The sequence below is a fragment of the Nonlabens sp. Asnod3-A02 genome (assembly GCF_045063755.1).
Taxonomy (GTDB): Bacteria; Bacteroidota; Bacteroidia; order Flavobacteriales; family Flavobacteriaceae; genus Nonlabens; species Nonlabens xylanidelens.
The window spans coordinates 1,007,483-1,024,781 of record NZ_JBEFOC010000008.1 but is presented as its reverse complement, the minus strand read 5'-3'; the positions used below and the strand labels follow the sequence as shown (position 1 = coordinate 1,024,781).

17 protein-coding genes are annotated in these 17,299 nt (G+C 34.6%); 2 read left to right on the top strand and 15 right to left on the bottom strand.

Going from position 1 to position 17,299, the window contains the following annotated elements; translation table 11 throughout:
* Positions 1–158 precede the first annotated feature (158 nt).
* The 11 genes from queA to ACJJVN_RS14565 form a co-directional block, all read right to left on the bottom strand.
* Positions 159–1,211, bottom strand: coding sequence for a tRNA preQ1(34) S-adenosylmethionine ribosyltransferase-isomerase QueA (gene queA / locus ACJJVN_RS14615; RefSeq protein WP_104514576.1), 1,053 nt, complete (start codon positions 1,209–1,211; stop codon positions 159–161).
* 67 nt (positions 1,212–1,278) lie between these two features.
* Complete coding sequence (locus ACJJVN_RS14610) at positions 1,279–2,562, bottom strand: 3-phosphoshikimate 1-carboxyvinyltransferase (protein WP_405379051.1); 1,284 nt, start codon at positions 2,560–2,562, stop codon at positions 1,279–1,281.
* A 3-nt stretch (positions 2,563–2,565) separates the two neighbouring features.
* A complete protein-coding gene (locus ACJJVN_RS14605) occupies positions 2,566–2,895 on the bottom strand; it encodes a nucleotide pyrophosphohydrolase (RefSeq protein WP_405379049.1) in 330 nt (109 codons plus the stop codon).
* Between the two features lies 1 nt (position 2,896).
* Positions 2,897–4,906: a DUF3857 domain-containing protein gene (locus ACJJVN_RS14600; RefSeq protein ID WP_405379046.1), complete on the bottom strand. Its 2,010-nt coding sequence runs from the start codon at positions 4,904–4,906 to the stop codon at positions 2,897–2,899.
* Positions 4,907–6,811, bottom strand: a complete 1,905-nt coding sequence (locus tag ACJJVN_RS14595; protein WP_405379043.1) for a DUF3857 domain-containing protein — start codon at positions 6,809–6,811, stop codon at positions 4,907–4,909.
* A 71-nt stretch (positions 6,812–6,882) separates the two neighbouring features.
* Positions 6,883–7,332 carry a D-aminoacyl-tRNA deacylase gene (dtd, locus tag ACJJVN_RS14590; protein ID WP_405379041.1) on the bottom strand — a complete coding sequence of 150 codons (450 nt, stop codon included), beginning with the start codon at positions 7,330–7,332 and terminating at the stop codon, positions 6,883–6,885.
* Complete coding sequence (rsgA, locus tag ACJJVN_RS14585) at positions 7,329–8,336, bottom strand: ribosome small subunit-dependent GTPase A (RefSeq protein ID WP_405369839.1); 1,008 nt, start codon at positions 8,334–8,336, stop codon at positions 7,329–7,331. Before rsgA ends, dtd begins: the two co-directional genes overlap by 4 nt.
* A 111-nt stretch (positions 8,337–8,447) precedes the next feature.
* Entirely contained in the window at positions 8,448–9,530 is a 1,083-nt protein-coding gene (locus ACJJVN_RS14580; RefSeq protein ID WP_104514569.1) for a bifunctional 3-deoxy-7-phosphoheptulonate synthase/chorismate mutase type II, read from the bottom strand.
* Positions 9,520–10,380: a prephenate dehydrogenase gene (locus ACJJVN_RS14575; protein WP_405369840.1), complete on the bottom strand. Its 861-nt coding sequence runs from the start codon at positions 10,378–10,380 to the stop codon at positions 9,520–9,522. Before ACJJVN_RS14575 ends, ACJJVN_RS14580 begins: the two co-directional genes overlap by 11 nt.
* Entirely contained in the window at positions 10,377–11,540 is a 1,164-nt protein-coding gene (locus ACJJVN_RS14570; protein WP_405379038.1) for a pyridoxal phosphate-dependent aminotransferase, read from the bottom strand. Before ACJJVN_RS14570 ends, ACJJVN_RS14575 begins: the two co-directional genes overlap by 4 nt.
* Positions 11,537–12,349, bottom strand: coding sequence for a prephenate dehydratase (locus tag ACJJVN_RS14565; RefSeq protein WP_405379035.1), 813 nt, complete (start codon positions 12,347–12,349; stop codon positions 11,537–11,539). Before ACJJVN_RS14565 ends, ACJJVN_RS14570 begins: the two co-directional genes overlap by 4 nt.
* Before the next feature lie 300 nt (positions 12,350–12,649).
* Between ACJJVN_RS14565 and gldA the strand changes: the two genes are divergently transcribed.
* Positions 12,650–13,552, top strand: a complete 903-nt coding sequence (gldA, locus tag ACJJVN_RS14560) for a gliding motility-associated ABC transporter ATP-binding subunit GldA (RefSeq protein WP_405379032.1) — start codon at positions 12,650–12,652, stop codon at positions 13,550–13,552.
* Positions 13,553–13,557: 5 nt separating this feature from the next.
* On the opposite strand, the gene ACJJVN_RS14555 is transcribed toward gldA, so the two are convergent.
* The 4 genes from ACJJVN_RS14555 to ACJJVN_RS14540 all read right to left on the bottom strand — a co-directional run bounded on the left by ACJJVN_RS14555 (position 13,558) and on the right by ACJJVN_RS14540 (position 16,658).
* Positions 13,558–14,262 (bottom strand): TIGR04283 family arsenosugar biosynthesis glycosyltransferase, encoded by a 705-nt coding sequence (locus ACJJVN_RS14555; protein WP_405379030.1) that lies wholly within the window; start codon positions 14,260–14,262, stop codon positions 13,558–13,560.
* 36 nt (positions 14,263–14,298) lie between these two features.
* Positions 14,299–15,075 carry a DUF547 domain-containing protein gene (locus ACJJVN_RS14550; protein WP_405379027.1) on the bottom strand — a complete coding sequence of 259 codons (777 nt, stop codon included), beginning with the start codon at positions 15,073–15,075 and terminating at the stop codon, positions 14,299–14,301.
* Between the two features lie 147 nt (positions 15,076–15,222).
* A complete protein-coding gene (locus ACJJVN_RS14545) occupies positions 15,223–16,044 on the bottom strand; it encodes a purine-nucleoside phosphorylase (protein ID WP_104514562.1) in 822 nt (273 codons plus the stop codon).
* Positions 16,041–16,658, bottom strand: coding sequence for a TIGR04282 family arsenosugar biosynthesis glycosyltransferase (locus tag ACJJVN_RS14540; RefSeq protein ID WP_405379024.1), 618 nt, complete (start codon positions 16,656–16,658; stop codon positions 16,041–16,043). The genes ACJJVN_RS14545 and ACJJVN_RS14540 overlap by 4 nt, the downstream gene beginning before the upstream one ends.
* A 232-nt stretch (positions 16,659–16,890) precedes the next feature.
* Between ACJJVN_RS14540 and rpsO the strand changes: the two genes are divergently transcribed.
* Positions 16,891–17,160, top strand: a complete 270-nt coding sequence (gene rpsO / locus ACJJVN_RS14535; RefSeq protein ID WP_104514560.1) for a 30S ribosomal protein S15 — start codon at positions 16,891–16,893, stop codon at positions 17,158–17,160.
* Positions 17,161–17,299: the final 139 nt, after the last annotated feature.

Sequence of the window (17,299 nt, the reverse complement as noted above, 5' to 3'; positions counted from 1 at the left end):
TAATTCAATGTTAGTATTCCACATAATTTCTTAGGTTAAATTGTTAATATAAACATAAACCTTTGATAACCTTAATTAACTCTTCTTATAAATGAAAATCAAAAAAAATGCCACAAGTAAAACTTGTGGCATTTTAAAATAATGAGTTTTATTTATTATTAATCAATAATAAGCATCGCATCACCATATGTACTAAATTTATAATCTTCTTTAAGAGCTACGTCATAAGCCTTCTTAAGTAGATCATAACCTGCAAATGCAGCTGCTTGCATCATTAAAGTAGATTTTGCAGGGTGAAAGTTAGTAATCATACTATTTGCAATAGAAAAATCATAAGGAGGGAAAATAAATTTATTAGTCCACTCATCAAATGTATTTAAACGACCATTACTACTCACAGCACTTTCTAAAGTACGCATAGTTGTAGTTCCTACAGCACAAACATTCCTTTTATTATCCAGCGCTTCATTAACTGCAGCACAAGTTTCTTCTGTGATAAAAGCTTGCTCACTGTCCATTTTATGTTTAGATAGATCTTCTACTTCTACAGGTGCAAATGTACCTAAACCTATATGCATAGTAACCGTAGCCATCTTAACACCTTTAATCTCTAGACGCTTTAATAAATGCTTAGAAAAGTGCAAACCTGCAACCGGTGCCGCTACAGCCCCTTCTTTCTTAGCAAAAATAGTTTGGAAACGTTCTTCATCTTCTGGCTCTACTTCTCTATTTAACTCTTTAGGAAGCGGTGTTTCTCCTAAATCTTTAAGAGCCTGTCTAAACTCCTCGTAACTACCATCATAAAGAAAACGCAAAGTACGTCCTCTAGATGTAGTGTTATCAATAACCTCAGCGACCAGACTCTCGTCATCACCGAAATATAATTTATTACCTATTCTTATTTTTCTAGCAGGATCTACTAAAACGTCCCACAATTTTGTTTCAGGATTAAGTTCTCTAAGTAAGAAAACCTCGATTCTAGCACCAGTCTTTTCCTTATTACCATATAATCTGGCAGGAAAAACCTTAGTGTCATTCATCACAAAAATGTCATCTTCATTAAAATAGTCTATCACATCCTTAAACATCTTGTGTTCAATTTCTCCAGTTTTCTTGTGCAAGACCATTAACTTAGACTCATCTCTATTTTCTGCTGGATATTGTGCTATGCGATCTTCTGGCAGATCGTAACCAAATTGTGATAACTTCATTAATTCCTTTTTATTATAAGCTGCAAATATACGATTTGCGCATAGGCCTTGTCAAGTAAATAAGCGCTTAAATTTCTGTAATCCTTACATTTACCTTATTAAGGTCATTATAAAAGTTTTTATAACTTTTTGTTACTACCATCGCCTCGTTAATAATGAGCTCTGTTTTCATGCACAACGGCGCAAATGCCATTGCCATTCTATGATCTTGGTAAGTGTCCACAGTTACCTCTGGATTAAAACTAGATGGGGTTTTAAAATGTAATTTTATAGAGTCGTTAGTTGTTGTTATCTCGCTTTCGCGAAAGCGTGCCCCAACAGTTTTCATTGCCTCTATACGATCCGTCTCTTTAATTTTAAGAGTATGTAAACCTGTTAATTGCGCATCTACACCTAGTCCTAAACAAGTAGCAAATATCGTTTGAGCCTGATCTGGTTCATTAGTTAGGTCCAACATGACCATATCTGGCAGTTGCTGATCTATTTTTACTAGACGAATTCCATTTTCAACAAAAACAGTTTCCACACCTAGTGGTTTATATATTTGAACCAACTCACTATCTCCTTGCAACGAGTTATCTTGGTAAAAAGAAAGACTCATTTCATACCCTACTTCTTGCATCGCTACCCAACTGTACCAGTAGCCGGCACTACTCCAGTCGCTTTCTACTAGCGCGTTAGTAATAGCATTATTATGTAATGGCTTTACCTCAATAAGCTCATTAACCTTTTGGGTACTACTTGCTGATTCTACAACCTTATTACCTGATGAGAAATTAACATTTACACCAAGTTGTTTTAAAATATCTACTGTCATTTCTAGATAAGGTCGCGAGGTTAGGTCTCCATAAATTTCTAGCTGAAGTCCGTTCTCAAAACTGGGTGCTATTAACAGCAAGGCTGTAAGAAACTGACTGGACACACTACCGTCTACCGACAGTTTACCACCCTGAATCTTTTTCCCCTTAATTTTTAAGGGTGGAAACCCTTCTTTTTCAAGATATGACACCTCTGCTCCTAAAGAGTTAAGTGCATCTACTAGTATACCTATAGGACGTTGTTTCATGCGATCACTACCAGTCAAAGTAATTTCTCTACCTTCTTGAGAAGCAAAGAAAGCTGTCCCAAATCTCATCGCAGTACCTGCATGTCCTATATCAAGAATGCTTTCTTCACTTTTTAAGACATGACTTAAATGATCACTATCATCACTATCTGATAAATTATCAATGTCTAAATTTTTATAAAGCGCTTGCAATATCAACCAGCGATTACTTTCACTTTTTGATCCTGAAATAGTTAATGCCACATGCCCTCTAGGCTTTTCTACTTTATGCAATCTTAAATCCATGTATTAAGATTTTAGTTTTTCATTGTTATGGTGTCTATCGTGATCGCGCTCTGTCTTAATCTGTAATTTTTTATTAAAAGATGCCTCTAGATCTGTTCCTGTCTGATTTGCAAGACATAGAACCACAAACATCACATCTGCCAGTTCTTCTCCTAGATCTTTATTCTTATCACTTTCTTTCTCGCTTTGCTCCCCATATCTTCTTGCTATAATACGCGCCACTTCACCTACTTCTTCTGTAAGTTGTGCCATATTAGTAAGTTCATTAAAGTAACGTACTCCATGCTGCTTGATCCACTGATCAACCTGCGCTTGTGATTTCTTAATACTCATATTATATTTTTTTGAGGACTATTTTTTGAGCGTCTAAGTCTATCATACTGATATAAAACTTTCTCCATGATTCATAATTTTCTGGAGCTATAAGAGGCTTTTTGATATCAAATATTGCTCTAGTAACAATCTCTTCTCCTTTATTCTCTACAATGTAAGTATAAGAACCTACCTTATCTCCATAGACTATTTTTGTTACTTCAGGAATAGACTCTACTTCATATCCATCTGGTATTTTTAAACTAACAACTGTAGTTGTCTTTAATGGAAAAATCAAATCAACTGGTAACTTCCTGCTCTCTCTTTTAAATGGATTCTCTTCATTAGACTCAAATAATAAAGGTGAAATATACACTTTGCCACCGACAACATCTATACCTTCATTATATTCAATATCATATTTAAACGTTAGTGGTTCTAATGGTTCATTTAAATTAATTACCTGAAGATTATCTATATCTAAACCTGCTTCTTCATTAATCAAAAAGTTTTCCATACTCTCCATATTTTTTTCGGCCTGTTTATACCTTGTACGATAAGCGATATATTCTGTCTGTCGCTTTTGAACATTGCCAGAAAAAGTCATATCATCATTTAACTCTACAGACAACATTACAGTTTCATTAGATATATTTTGTTGATTTAACTCGATCCATGAAGAATCTCCATTTTCTTGTATTAATCTACCTAACCAATTAGCAGCTCTTAAAGGCAAAAGATTAGGAGCGATATAAGTTTCAGTAGCGTCTAACAAAACAGTCTTATTATCTATTTTTACGTGAGCAACCACATAATTAAATCCATTCTGCGTTGGGAATAAAGGAATCCCATTATCTCTAGAACTAACTAGAACAGGGTTTGCATCTAAGCCAACTTCTCTTAACATAGCTATTAACATCAAATTAATTTCGGCTATGTTACCAGAGCCTTCTTTGTAAGCTTTTCTCACACCATCTGAAACAAACTTACCATAAACACCATTCCACTTCACCTTATTTTTTACAAATCGAAAAACTTTAACTAACTTTTCTTCTTGAGTAGACTCGTCAGATATTGTTTTATCTAAATCATCTTTAAAATAATTATTAATATTAAGCTGGTCACCAAACTTATTATTTGCCGAAATAGTTTTTGATACTGCTTGCCAAGTCGTTGAAAAATTTTCATACGGAGAATTAGGGAATCTAGTTCCAGAAAGTTCAATAATTAATTTAGCTCGATAATTTTCTAAATTACCAGACATAGGTTCACTATCAAGCGCAGGAATATTTCTTCCGTTTAACTCCAACAATTCATTTTCAATATTTATTCGTTGAGTATCAAAATTTGTTTTAGTTTCAAATCTAGTTGAAACACGATTTTTAGTAGTCAAATTAATAGTTCCTCTTACAGGCTCTCTATTCATTGTTGGGACATAAGAAGCTTGAGGATTAAATAACACGTTATACAAATAAAATTCCACTAATAGAACCTTAACATCTTGTTGAAGAATAGGGACATTTTTTTGTAAATCAATATCGTCTATACTAGGAAATGGCGAATCAATAAAATATTTATACTCAATAACCGACCCTATCCTAACATTAGGCATGGTAAAAGATTGCATTTTCCAATTATCGTTAAGCTTATCATCAAACGCACCTGATTTTTTTAATTTGGTTTTTTCTATCTTACCATCCACTAAATTATACGTTGCTCCTTTGAGCCCTCGTAAAACCTCTCGATTTTTACCGCTTTTATCCCAAAGCCGCACTCTTTTAGTAGCATACTCTATTCCTGCCTCGTTGTTAATTTTAATACGCTCATGTATTTCACGATTTTGAACAAAACCCTCACCTTTCTCATATCTAAAATTAACATCTACATTTCTATAAATGAAAATAGCATCGTGCTCAACAGAGTCAGTAGCTTCTAATTCAAAATCAACATTAGAAACCTTATCAAAATCTAAATTTTGAGCAAGGCCTGTAAAAGATGCTAATACCGTAACTAATAGTAATTTTATTTTCATTTATTGCCTTTTTAATACCGCTTTAATTTTATCGTGTTTTACTATCTGTGACCTAAACTCTCTATATGAATCATAATCGTTTTTAGAAAAAACACCTTTATTTATCTGTAAAAATCGCACGACATTTACACCTCCTTTATTTTCTACAACTTCTAAACTATACTTACCGAATTTAGTTTCTAAGCTAACCTTTTCTGGTAACGCTTCAATAGACACACCTTTTTCTAGAGCTATATGGTACTCATCTCTATCTATGTAACCATGATCTATCTTAAAATCAAATTTACGCTCTTCGTACTTAGCAGGAATATTAGTGTTGCGATTAAAAAACACAGGTTTAAACAATAATAAACCTCCTGTTTTCCTAGCATAACGTGGAGATGTTATCTCAACATTTTCAATAAATTTCACTTTTTCCTTATCGTTAATAATTTCTGAATTCTCAACTACAAGCCCATTCAGTTCTCCCCACAACTCTTGATAGGCTATTTTTCTTTTTTCTTTAGTCTTGTCCTTGATAAATTCTCTAAAAGAGTATCGATACCCTTCTGTTATCATTTGAATACTGGCTGTTATAGTCCCATTAGAGTTAATAAAAACCTCTGCATAAGTTCCCTGAACATTACTCTCAGTAGGATAAGATGTAGTATGAAGAATCTCTCCACCAGCATCACTTACGACTAAGGCATCTCTATCGTCTGTCCATCCTGCTATATAACCAAAAGGATTTGTTTTACTCGTGCACTCTAACCAGATGTTCTTTTCATCATCAAGTTGTGGTACATATAAAATCATGTGATTTCCCTGTGTAGAAGAAAAGCTTTTATCCACACTACGTATATTACTATCTCCATAAATAATTGCGTGATGAGACTCTATCCCTACTTCATTCAATAAAGCTTTGGTATAATTAGACAGTCCTTTACAATCTCCATAAGCTACATTATGCACGCTCATTGCATCTATAGGTTTCCAGCCACCTATGCCTACTTGTACACTTATATAACGAGACCTTTCTTGCATGAATTCATATACTATTTTTGCTTTTTCTCTTTGACTTTTAGCGTCTTTAGTAAGTGTTTTCACCTCATCAATAACCTCTTTAGGTAACTCTCCAACATCAGACAATAATTCATCATTCATCCACTTACCAAAATCTTTCCAGTCATTATTTACACCTGCTACACCTTTCATATTAAACTCTTTCATCGCAATTTTAACAATTGGCCCATAAGTATCGAACCCTGGACTGTAGGCCTGTGGTACAAGTGCGGTTAAGTTAGTCGCTGTATAATTTAAATTACCGTCCTTAGTTATAGTATAATCATCTAGATGAGACTCTTTGAACTTCACCTCAATCCCTGAATTATTGATCACTTGATAATTTGAAGATTGCGTACTCACATAAAAATATTCTAACGGCACCCAACTAGGTAGAAAAGCCGTAGTACTATATTCTACGGTAGAAGTAAAATGAATCGTAAATGGGTAGTCGCGAGGTGTATAGTCTAAATACTTTACTCGATTATCACTATATAAAGTCCCGTTAGAAACTGCACTTACATCCTTAAAGTCCTTTTCTTTAATTCTAACAACTTTATTACCTACAGCATCATAAATTGTAGCCTCTATCTCATCTACCTTAGTATCTTCATCATAAGATTCTGCCGCATTGATATCTGACAATCCTTTTTTATTTAAAACTGTAACCACTCTATCCGTCGTCACTTCAACATCATCAAAATCTTTGATAACAATAGAAACATTATTTTTTCTAATCACCGCATTGGCGTTTTCTAAAAGCTTTGCAGGTATATTTTGAAAAGATAGGTATTCCTTGTCTTGTGCTTTAAGAGTGTGAGAAATAGACAAGCAAAAAACGAATAGTACTAATAGTTTTTTCATAACATCTCAAAGAAAATAAATTTATGGGTAACTACCATAATAAAAGAGAGAAGTTAATTAGTAATCTTAAATCACCTGCTCTTACTATCTACAGTAATGGTCACAGGACCATCATTAAGCAATTGAACTTTCATATCAGCTCCGAATTTTCCTGTGGCTATATTTTTGTTCAGCTTTCGCGAAAGCGAATCTATAAAAGCCTCATATAAAGGTATTGCTATATCTGGTCTTGCAGCCTCTATATAACTAGGTCTATTGCCTTTTTTTACATTTGCAAAAAGAGTGAATTGTGATATCAACAATATATCTCCATCGGTATCTTTTACACTATGATTCATCTTACCATCTGCATCTGAGAAGATTCTCATACCAGTTATCTTATTAACTAACCAGTCTATATCTTCTTGCGCATCTCCATCTGTAACTCCTAATAAAACAAGGAGTCCGTCACCTATCTCTCCATGAATTTGTTCTTCTATGGTAACGCTTGCACTAGTAACTCTTTGTATTACTACTCTCATGGTTGCGCCTGGTGTTTATCCTGACGGTAATTTTCTTCGTCTCCATTTACTATTTGCACATAGCTCTCATAGCGACTTAATACCATCTCGCCGTTTTCTACTGCTTCTTTTACTGCACATTTAGGCTCTTCTATGTGCATGCAATTATGGAATTTACAGTCTTGTTTTAACTCTTGAATTTCTGGGAAGTAATCTCCTATTTCTTCCTTTTCCATATCTACTACTCCAAAACCTTTTATACCTGGCGTGTCTATAAGACGTGCGCCAAAATCCAAATCAAACATTTGTGCAAATGTGGTGGTATGCTGACCTTGTTTGTGCTGTTCTGAAATTTGTTTTGTTTTTATCTGTAATCCTGGTTGTACAGCATTGGCTAGTGTACTTTTTCCTGCTCCACTATGACCTGCAAACATGCTGGTCTTATCCTTCATCTTTTCCTTTATTATATCTATATTTTTACCGCTAGCGGCACTTATAGCTATACATTCATAACCTATAGATTTATAAAGACTCATTAAATACCGTACTTCATCCAGCTCTGTCATGGTAAGTAATTCTTCTCCAGTTTCTGGATCTATCATTACTTCACCCTGGTCATCATTATAAGTATCTACTTTATTAAAAGCGATAACTACTGGTATGTGATAAGCTTCGGCAGTGACAAGGACACGATCTATAAAAGAAGTAAATGTGGGTGGATTATTTAAAGTAACCAATAAAAAAAGCTGATCTACATTTGAAGCTATAATATGAGTTTGTTTAGAAAGATTTACCGACTTGCGTACGATATAATTATCTCTCTCTTCTATCACATTAATAATTCCTATTTCTTCATCTCCTTTTTTCTCAATCTCAAACTGTACTTTATCACCTACAGCAACAGGATTAGTACTTTTAATCCCTTTTAAACGGAATTTTCCTTTAATCCTACAAGAGTAAAATGCGTTATCCTCACCTTTTACTTCGTACCAGCTACCTGTTGACCTATAAACAATTCCAGTCATTAATTAAGTTGTATTTTCTGCATATCACAAAATTACGCTTTTTAAAGCTAAAGAGATTTTTCTAAAAATCAAAAAGGACAGAAATTAATCTGCCCTTATGAATGTAGTAATTTAATTATTAATCACCTTTTCTTGATGCACAATAGATTCTTGGTGCACTGCTTTAAAAACACGCAGTATAAACTCTTCACTTAAACCTTGCTCTTCTCCAGCGAGAATCATTTTACCCAAAATCTCATTCCATCTTTTAGATTGTAAAACAGCAACGTTACGCTCTTTTTTAAGTTCTCCTATAGCATCGGCAGTTTTCATTCTTTTACCTAATGTCTCAATAATAGAATTATCTATAATATCGATTTGGGCTCTAAGAACACCTAACTTAGACTGGTAACCTACTTCATCATCTTGCTCTTTTCTTATGCGTAAATCCTTGAATATCTGGATAAGAGAATCTGGCGTTACCTGCTGTGCTGCATCACTCCATGCATTATCTGGATCGTAATGGGTCTCTATCATTAAACCGTCAAAGTTTAAATCTAGTGCCGTTTGCGATACTTCTAGTATCATATCTCTTTTACCAGTAATGTGTGATGGGTCACATATTAAAGGTATATCTGGATAGCGTGTCTGGAAATCGACAGCTATTTGCCATTCTGGATTATTACGGTACTTTGACTTATCATAGGTAGAAAAACCTCTATGGATAACACCTAGGTTTTTAATATTTGCCGTATGAAAGCGCTCTACAGCACCTATCCATAGTGCTAGATCTGGATTTACTGGATTCTTAACCAGTACCACTTTATCCGTTCCCTCAAGAGCATCTGCTATTTCTTGAACTATAAAAGGACTTACCGTAGATCGTGCTCCTATCCATAATAAATCTATATCATGTTCTAGTGCTAGTTCTACGTGAGCACGGTTTGCTACCTCAGTTGCGGTTAAAAGTCCTGTTTCTGCTTTGGCTTTTTGCAACCATTTAAGACCTATCGCACCTACACCTTCAAAGTTACCTGGACGTGTTCTAGGTTTCCATATACCAGCACGCAAGTAAGTCACATCAGTATCTTTTAACTGGTGTGCAATTTTAAGTACTTGTTCTTCTGTCTCTGCGCTGCATGGCCCAGCGATTACTATCGGATGCTCTAATTTGTGAGCATCTAACCAACTCCTAAATTCTTTTTTATTTTCCATTTTCTATTCCTTTCAGTATCGTTTTTATTCTATTTGTTTGTTCCATATCTTTAAATATGGCGTTATGATCGTTGTTTTTTACGCTTTCGCGAAAGCGAGATAAATTCTCAATATATCCATCTAGACTAGCTAGAACGTGTTCCTTATTTTGTGCAAAGATAGGTGTCCACATGGCCGGAGAACTTTTTGCTAATCGTACTGTGCTTTCAAAACCACTACCTGCAAGATCAAAGATATCACGCTCATTCACCTCTTCTTGTATCACTGTTTTCCCTAACATAAAGCTAGATATATGCGATAAATGAGAGACATAAGCGATATGTTTATCATGTGCCGCCGGCGTCATGTAACGCACTCTCATTTTTAATTTTTCAAAAAGTGCTATTGCGCTTTCCTGCAATTTAAAAGCTGTTTTTTCTACCTCACAAACTATCATTGTTTTGTTCTTAAACAAATCATGAATAGCTGCATCTGGTCCAGAAAACTCAGTACCTGCTATAGGATGTGCTGCTAGAAACTGTCTTCTATTCTTATGCTCTTCTACCGATTTACAAATAGCCTCCTTAGTAGATCCTACATCTATAACTAGTGCATCTTCATTTACTAGGTCGAGTACTTGAGGTAAAACTTTTAGTGCCACATCTACTGGTATAGAAACGATGACTAACTGTGCATCTTTAACATCTTCTATCTGTGCAACGTGATCGATAATTTTATTGCTTTTTGCCTTTAAAGCATGTTCTGGATTTTTATCAATACCATATAATGTCGATTCTGGATAATGGTTACGCAAGTCTTTAAGGATTGAGCCACCTATTAGTCCTGTCCCTATTAGAAATATATTTTTCATACCTCTACATTATTAGCCACTCTTAATATCATTTCTTCTACTTGCTTTTCTTCTACACAAAGAGAAAAACGCACATAGCCTTTTCCGTTTTTACCAAAAATACTTCCTGGAGCGATGAAGATATCATTATTATGTAATAAATGGTCTACAAATACTTTATCATCTGACTGTCCATCTGGTAGTTTACACCATAAGAATAAACCGCCATCTTGTTCCTGCGGTTGTAAATTCAGACTTTTTGCAAGTTTTATAGTTGCAGCTCTACGTTTTTTATAGATTTCATTTTGAGTATTTAACCAGCTATTATCTGTTTGCAAAGCAGCAATTGCTCCTTTTTGCACACCATAAAACATACCGCTATCCATGTTAGTCTTTACCTTAAGAACCTCTTTAAGTAATGCAGCAGCACCAGTAAGCATACCTACTCTCCACCCAGGCATGTTATAAGTTTTACTAATAGAATTTAATTCTAGAGCAACATCCATAGCACCATCTATTTGATGGATACTTATTTTATTATCATAACCTATACAGCTGTATGGATTATCATTAACTATTAGAATGTTATGCTTTCTTGCAAATGCTACTAATTTTTCAAAAACAGTTAACGACCCAGCAGCGCCTGTAGGCATATGAGGGTAGTTAGTCCACATGATCTTTACTCTAGAAAGATCGAGTTTTTCTAACGCTTCAAAATCTGGCATCCAGTTTTGAGATGCTGTTAAATTATAAGTTACAGCAGTCGCCTCACATAATCTAGTCGCACTTGCATAAGTAGGATAACCAGGATCTGGAATTAAAACCTCATCTCCTGGATTTAAAAAAGCCATAGAAATATGCAAAATACCTTCTTTACTTCCCATTAAAGGAACTACTTCTGACTCTGGATTTACTATTACTTGATATTGCTTTTTATAAAAGCCAGCCATGGCATTTTTTAATTCTGGCAATCCTAAATAGCTCTGGTAACCATGTGCTCTAGCATCTTGTACCGCTTCTATAAGAGCCGGTACCACATTAGGTGGCGGTAATAAGTCTGGACTACCTATACCTGCATTTATAACAGGTTTACCTTCATTTATTAAACCTCTTACCTCGCGCAACTTTGTCGCAAAATAATATTCTTGGACGCTATCGAGTCTCTTTGCTGGTTGTATCATAGCGAGTGTGATTTATATATTCCTAAAACAACTAGTGATTCTACTAGAATACCTAGTTCTAATTTTGCTTCTTCAAACTGACCCATTCGTTTAAATTCAAGATCTGCGACAAATGAAAATAAGAACGGCTTTTCTACAATAGGTATGGATTGAATTTTTGAAACATTAATATCTAGTTTACCTAAAGTGATTAAAATTTCTCCCAGACTACCTGGCTGGTGTCCGGTAGTAAAATTAATAGTCGCTTTATTCACTTCTTTTACAAAGCCATTTGATTTCTCTACGACCACAAATCTGGTTGCGTTTTTCTTTACTTCTTGAATATCTCCTGATATAATTTCTAATCCATACAATTGTGCCGCGTGTGCAGACGCTATTGCCGCAATACCACGTTTATTACTTTGCGTAATTCTAAAAGCGGCAGCTGCGGTGTCATCTGTTTCTACCAGTTTAATATGTTCGTGGTTTCTAAAATATGGCTTGCATTGCAACAAAGCCATAGGATGAGATTGCACCTCTATTATATCTGTAATATCCTGACCTGGCAGCGCCATTAACTGGTGCTCTATATTTAAATAATACTCTCCTGTTATATGTAGTTTTTGTTCTCTAATCAAACTGTAATTGGGTAATATGCTACCGGCAATAGAATTACCTATAGCCATAATTCCTTTATCCACCTGACCGTTTGAAACAGCTATTACTAGTTGGTCAAATGAATCACATTCTAATAAATCCACATCACCACATAGCTCGACAGCCACCTGATGGTGATAAGAACCTTTAATACCTTGAATAGCTACTTTCATTTTTGAGTAAAAAAAAAGCCTTGATTAGATCAAGGCTTTGTTGTTATATAAATTGTTTAATTATTACAATACAGCCTTTCCCTCTATAAAATAGAAGTAAAATCCATACCAGAAATAAATATTTGTCATCATAATAAGCAGCTAATGTAAAATAGATTTTTATAAATCCATTAGTTTTCAAGAACTTTTAAGGAATATTTACTACTCTATCGTTATAGTAGGGTAATTGTAATGTTCTCGCTTTCGCGAAAGCGAGATAAAAAACAATCTTCTAAGCGTTACATTTCTTATCTTTACCTTATGTCTATAGAAGTAAGTAAAGTATCTAAATATTACGGGCAGCAAAAAGCTCTCGATGAAGTTAGTTTTACCATTAATAGTGGTGAAATAGTTGGTTTTTTAGGCCCTAATGGTGCTGGAAAATCTACCATGATGCGCATTCTCACTACCTATCTTAATGCAAATGAAGGAAATGCGATTGTAAACGGACATGATGTTGTAGAAGAACAACGTGAGGTACAGAAATCGATAGGCTATTTACCAGAGAACAATCCTTTATATCCAGATATGTACGTAAAGGAATATCTTTCTTTTAGCGCAGGAGTTTATAACATCACTGATTCTAAAAAAAGAATCAACGAGGTTATTGAAGAAACCGGACTAACGTCTCATGTAGGTAAAAAAATAAACGAACTTTCTAAGGGGTACAAACAACGTGTAGGACTAGCCAATGCGTTACTGCACCGTCCTAAAGTTTTAATTCTAGACGAACCTACCACAGGTCTAGACCCTAATCAATTGGTAGAAATACGCCAATTAATTAAAAAAGTAGGTGAAAACACTACCATTCTTCTCTCCACGCATATCATGCAAGAGGTAGAAGCGATGTGTGATCGCGTGATTATTATTAATAAAGGCAAAATAGTCGCAGACGATTATCTTAAAAATCTTAATAGTGATACTGTTCAAGTTATCGAGGTAGAATTTGATTACCGCGTAGAGCCAGAATTACTCAATCAAATAAATAGAGTACGAGAGGTAAAACAACTACAGGGTTTTAACTACAGCCTTAAATTTGAGACTAAAGAAGACATGCGCAGCACGGTCTTTGATTTTGCTCATGATAATGGATTAAAAATTCTATCCCTTAATAAAAAGAATAAAAATCTAGAAGCGATGTTTACCGAGTTAACTGCAGAGTAATAATATCAATCACATTTACTTAAATAATATTTATACAACTCATCAATAGTTGCACCTCGATATTTTCTCCAATAGATAGTTAAATAAAACCACTGAAGCTTAAGCACGCCTTTTTCATGATAGCGTCTTGCACTAGTTTTTAACCATTTGGGGATTACATAGTATTGATCTATTTCATATAATCTTGTAATAAGATCATAATCTTCATAAATAGGAATATTTGTTTTATAGCCACCTATTTTATCATACAATTCTCGTGTAATGTATTGAGATTGATCTCCACCACGACTTGCTTTCCATGAGAATCTTGTAAACCATCCTATGATGATTAACCAAGGATGTGAGCTTTTAAACTTCATCCTGAAACAACCAGCGGCGTGCTGATTTTTAACCGCATTTATAATTAACAAATCATAATCCTTAGGCGGATAAGAATCTGCATGCAGAAAATAGAGAATTTCTCCTGTGGCTACTTTTGAGCCATTATGTAATTGCTTACCACGTCCTTTTTGCGAATTAATTAGTCGTACGGACATATCCTGATGAGCACTAGCAAAATCATTTACTAACTTTACAGTCTCATCATCACTACCACCATCTACAATGATAACTTCTAATAAGCTAGCATTATTTGCATAGCCACAGAGGTGGTCTAATAATTTTATAATTGAAGATTCTTCATTAAGAACCGGAATAATAATACTGATCATATGGTCACATGTACGTAAGCAAGCTAGGTTCGGTTTTTATTTCTGACTATTCAATGACCAGTCGTAATCCTTATAAGAATAAGAATCTTTTTCTGCTATCTGTGAGTCAGCATATTGATTTATAAACTGTGCGAGTGTCATACCGTTTTGGGTAAAATCTTCTGGGTAAAAATCAAAAATAGAACTCAATTTAGGATTTTGAGGATCGCTAAGATCATTCTTTTCTGAATTTACAAATTCTTTTGCGCTTTTATCCATAAGTGCGTCCACATTTGCCGCTGTAAACGCAGTATTCTGTAATTTAGGACATGAAAAGCTAGCGCAATTAATAGCAAAATGAATGCGAGCGTCTCCCATTTTTTGAAGCACATTTTTTTCTATTGCTGCGAGAGAATATTCTTTATCTCCAACTTGAGCAAATTTCTTTAACCACACCTGACCCAAAGGTCCATCTATATCTTTAATACTAGCAGGCAGGTCATTCATAAGAATAAGGTCTACTGTATTTGCATTATACAAATTGATGTAATAGGCAAATTGCTCATTAATACTCCATGATTTTTGAGGAACGTTTTCATTTAAGTAACTTAAGTATTCTTTTAATTCTGCCTGTTCTTCTTTAAGACCTACATAATCGACAAATCCCTCGCTATTTACATACTCTTTAAGAATAGCATCCCATTTACTATGATCTAACTGTCCATTTTCAGACGGTATTTCTTGACCTTTTTCCAAAGTATCGAAATAAAGATCACCACCACCTACACAAGATGCTGTTAATAGGACTAATAATACTATAGTTATGTACTTCATGATATCAAACTTAGTGTTGCTTCAAGCACAACAATTCTATCTTAATTTTAAAGAACAAAAAAGCGGAAAACAAGATTCCGCTTTTTAATTCATTGTAAAAGTAATAGGATAATATCACATCAATATAACAGTGTACAATTATATAAATTAGATCAATTCAATCAGTCCTTTAAATAAAGCAACCATTTTAGGCTCTGCTGTACCGGCTATTGCGATAATATCTGCAATGTCTACTGGTTCAAGATTATCAGGATCACATTCATCAGTTAATACAGATATAGCACTTACTGGCAAGTTTAAATGATTTGCCACAATGATTTCTGGCACCGTACTCATACCTACTGCATCTGCACCTAATATTTTAAGCATTCTATACTCTGCTCTAGTTTCTAGTTGCGGTCCTACTACACTAGCATAAACACCTTCTTTAAGAGAGATATTTTGAGATGTTGCAAGCGATTTTAATTTATCATTCATCTCCTTATCATAAGGAGCACTCATATCTGTGAATCGCTCACCAAATTCACTTACACCTTTAAACGCAAGCGGACTACCACCTTGTAAATTGATATGGTCATCGATAAGCATTAAATCACCTTTTTTCATATCTAGATTAACCGCACCTGCAGCGTTAGAAACTAATAAGTTTTTAATTCCCAAACCATGCATTACTCTTACTGGGTACGTGATATCAATAAAATCATAACCTTCATACAAATGAAAACGACCTTGCATGACCACCACTTTTTTACCACCTAAATCTCCATAAATCAATTTACCAGAATGAAATTCTACTGTTGCCAGTGGAAAAGAAGGTATTTGATTATAGTGTGCGACTTTTTGATTTTCTATACTATCCACTAGTTTACCTAGACCAGTCCCAAGAACGATTCCTACCTCAGGAGCTTCAAAACCTTGAGATTGTAAATATTCTATAGACTGTGTGAGTTGTTTTTTACTAAGCATCATATGTTTTTTAAAAAAGGTTGAAATGCTGGAATGTCTTTTATATCTTCATAATAATCTACATCATTACGCTCTTCCAGCATAGCATAATTTACGTTTTTTAGATTATTAAGAGTTTTTTCTAATACCGTTTCAGTTCCCCATTCTTTATCTTCAAAAACGCCATCGATTAGTTTTTTAGTAAACCCTAGAAGGTAATAACCTCCATCTTCGGCAGGGCCTATTACAGCATCGTTAGTTTTTAATTGTTTAAAAGCATGATCTAAATCTGCCTGACTCATATCATGCATATCAGACCCAATGATAATAACATGGTCATGATTTTTAAATGCTTCTTGAAAAGCATTTTCCATACGCACGCCTAGATCTTCACCATCCTGCACATATTTATCATACACCTTATTATCCCAAGCATCGTTTTCATGAACACGCTCACTATACCACACCTGTTTAGTAGCGTTAAGGTTTCCTGTAATTTCTCTGGTGTGAGCTAGTAAAAATTTATAGATATCAAATGCAACTTGATCTCCTACGGTAGCGGCAAGACGTCGTTTACCCTTTCCTATTTCAGGATTGCGAGTAAAAATGATAAGGCAATTGGAATTATTTGTATTCAAAAGAAAGGGTTTATAACTACAATATTAAGGTAAAGAGATCACGGTTTTATGACAGCTATCATTAATTTAACGTTGTTTTTTTTGAATCTTACCTATAGTTAGTTAGAAAATAAAGATATAAATGATCGCATATTATTAATTAGTCGTATTTTTGCAAACGCTAAGAGAATGAATCTCGCGGCACCGTCAGATAGACTGACATACATAATATTCATTATAAAATAATTTTGGCATGTATTTAGCACCAGAAAAAAAAGCAGAAATTTTCGCAAAGTACGGAAAAGACGCAAACGACACAGGTAACACAGACGCGCAAATCGCGTTATTCACTTACCGTATTAACTATTTAACGGGACACCTTAAGAAAAACCGTCATGACTACAACACAGAGCGTAGTCTAGTAAAACTAGTAGGAAAGCGTCGTTCACTTCTTGATTACAAGATGAGAAAAGATATCGTTGCTTACCGTGAGTTGATTAAAGACTTAGGTATTAGAAAATAATAAATTGGGGACCTTGCGTCCCCTTTTTTGTTTTCTGCGCATCGCATGCGTAGAAATTTCTTACCGCATACATAGCGGTTTTTAAACGTAGAAGTTAGATTCTACTTACGCTTTCGCGAAAGCGTAACAAAAATACAAA

Excerpts from the sequence above, each read along its gene's own strand:
- queA (WP_104514576.1), bottom strand. The coding sequence starts at position 1,211 with ATGAAGTTATCACAATTTGGTTACGATCTGCCAGAAGATCGCATAGCA.
- ACJJVN_RS14610 (WP_405379051.1), bottom strand. The coding sequence starts at position 2,562 with ATGGATTTAAGATTGCATAAAGTAGAAAAGCCTAGAGGGCATGTGGCA.
- ACJJVN_RS14605 (WP_405379049.1), bottom strand. The coding sequence starts at position 2,895 with ATGAGTATTAAGAAATCACAAGCGCAGGTTGATCAGTGGATCAAGCAG.
- ACJJVN_RS14600 (WP_405379046.1), bottom strand. The coding sequence starts at position 4,906 with ATGAAAATAAAATTACTATTAGTTACGGTATTAGCATCTTTTACAGGC.
- ACJJVN_RS14595 (WP_405379043.1), bottom strand. The coding sequence starts at position 6,811 with ATGAAAAAACTATTAGTACTATTCGTTTTTTGCTTGTCTATTTCTCAC.
- dtd (WP_405379041.1), bottom strand. The coding sequence starts at position 7,332 with ATGAGAGTAGTAATACAAAGAGTTACTAGTGCAAGCGTTACCATAGAA.
- rsgA (WP_405369839.1), bottom strand. The coding sequence starts at position 8,336 with ATGACTGGAATTGTTTATAGGTCAACAGGTAGCTGGTACGAAGTAAAA.
- ACJJVN_RS14580 (WP_104514569.1), bottom strand. The coding sequence starts at position 9,530 with ATGGAAAATAAAAAAGAATTTAGGAGTTGGTTAGATGCTCACAAATTA.
- ACJJVN_RS14575 (WP_405369840.1), bottom strand. The coding sequence starts at position 10,380 with ATGAAAAATATATTTCTAATAGGGACAGGACTAATAGGTGGCTCAATC.
- ACJJVN_RS14570 (WP_405379038.1), bottom strand. The coding sequence starts at position 11,540 with ATGATACAACCAGCAAAGAGACTCGATAGCGTCCAAGAATATTATTTT.
- ACJJVN_RS14565 (WP_405379035.1), bottom strand. The coding sequence starts at position 12,349 with ATGAAAGTAGCTATTCAAGGTATTAAAGGTTCTTATCACCATCAGGTG.
- gldA (WP_405379032.1), top strand. The coding sequence starts at position 12,650 with ATGTCTATAGAAGTAAGTAAAGTATCTAAATATTACGGGCAGCAAAAA.
- ACJJVN_RS14555 (WP_405379030.1), bottom strand. The coding sequence starts at position 14,262 with ATGATCAGTATTATTATTCCGGTTCTTAATGAAGAATCTTCAATTATA.
- ACJJVN_RS14550 (WP_405379027.1), bottom strand. The coding sequence starts at position 15,075 with ATGAAGTACATAACTATAGTATTATTAGTCCTATTAACAGCATCTTGT.
- ACJJVN_RS14545 (WP_104514562.1), bottom strand. The coding sequence starts at position 16,044 with ATGATGCTTAGTAAAAAACAACTCACACAGTCTATAGAATATTTACAA.
- rpsO (WP_104514560.1), top strand. The coding sequence starts at position 16,891 with ATGTATTTAGCACCAGAAAAAAAAGCAGAAATTTTCGCAAAGTACGGA.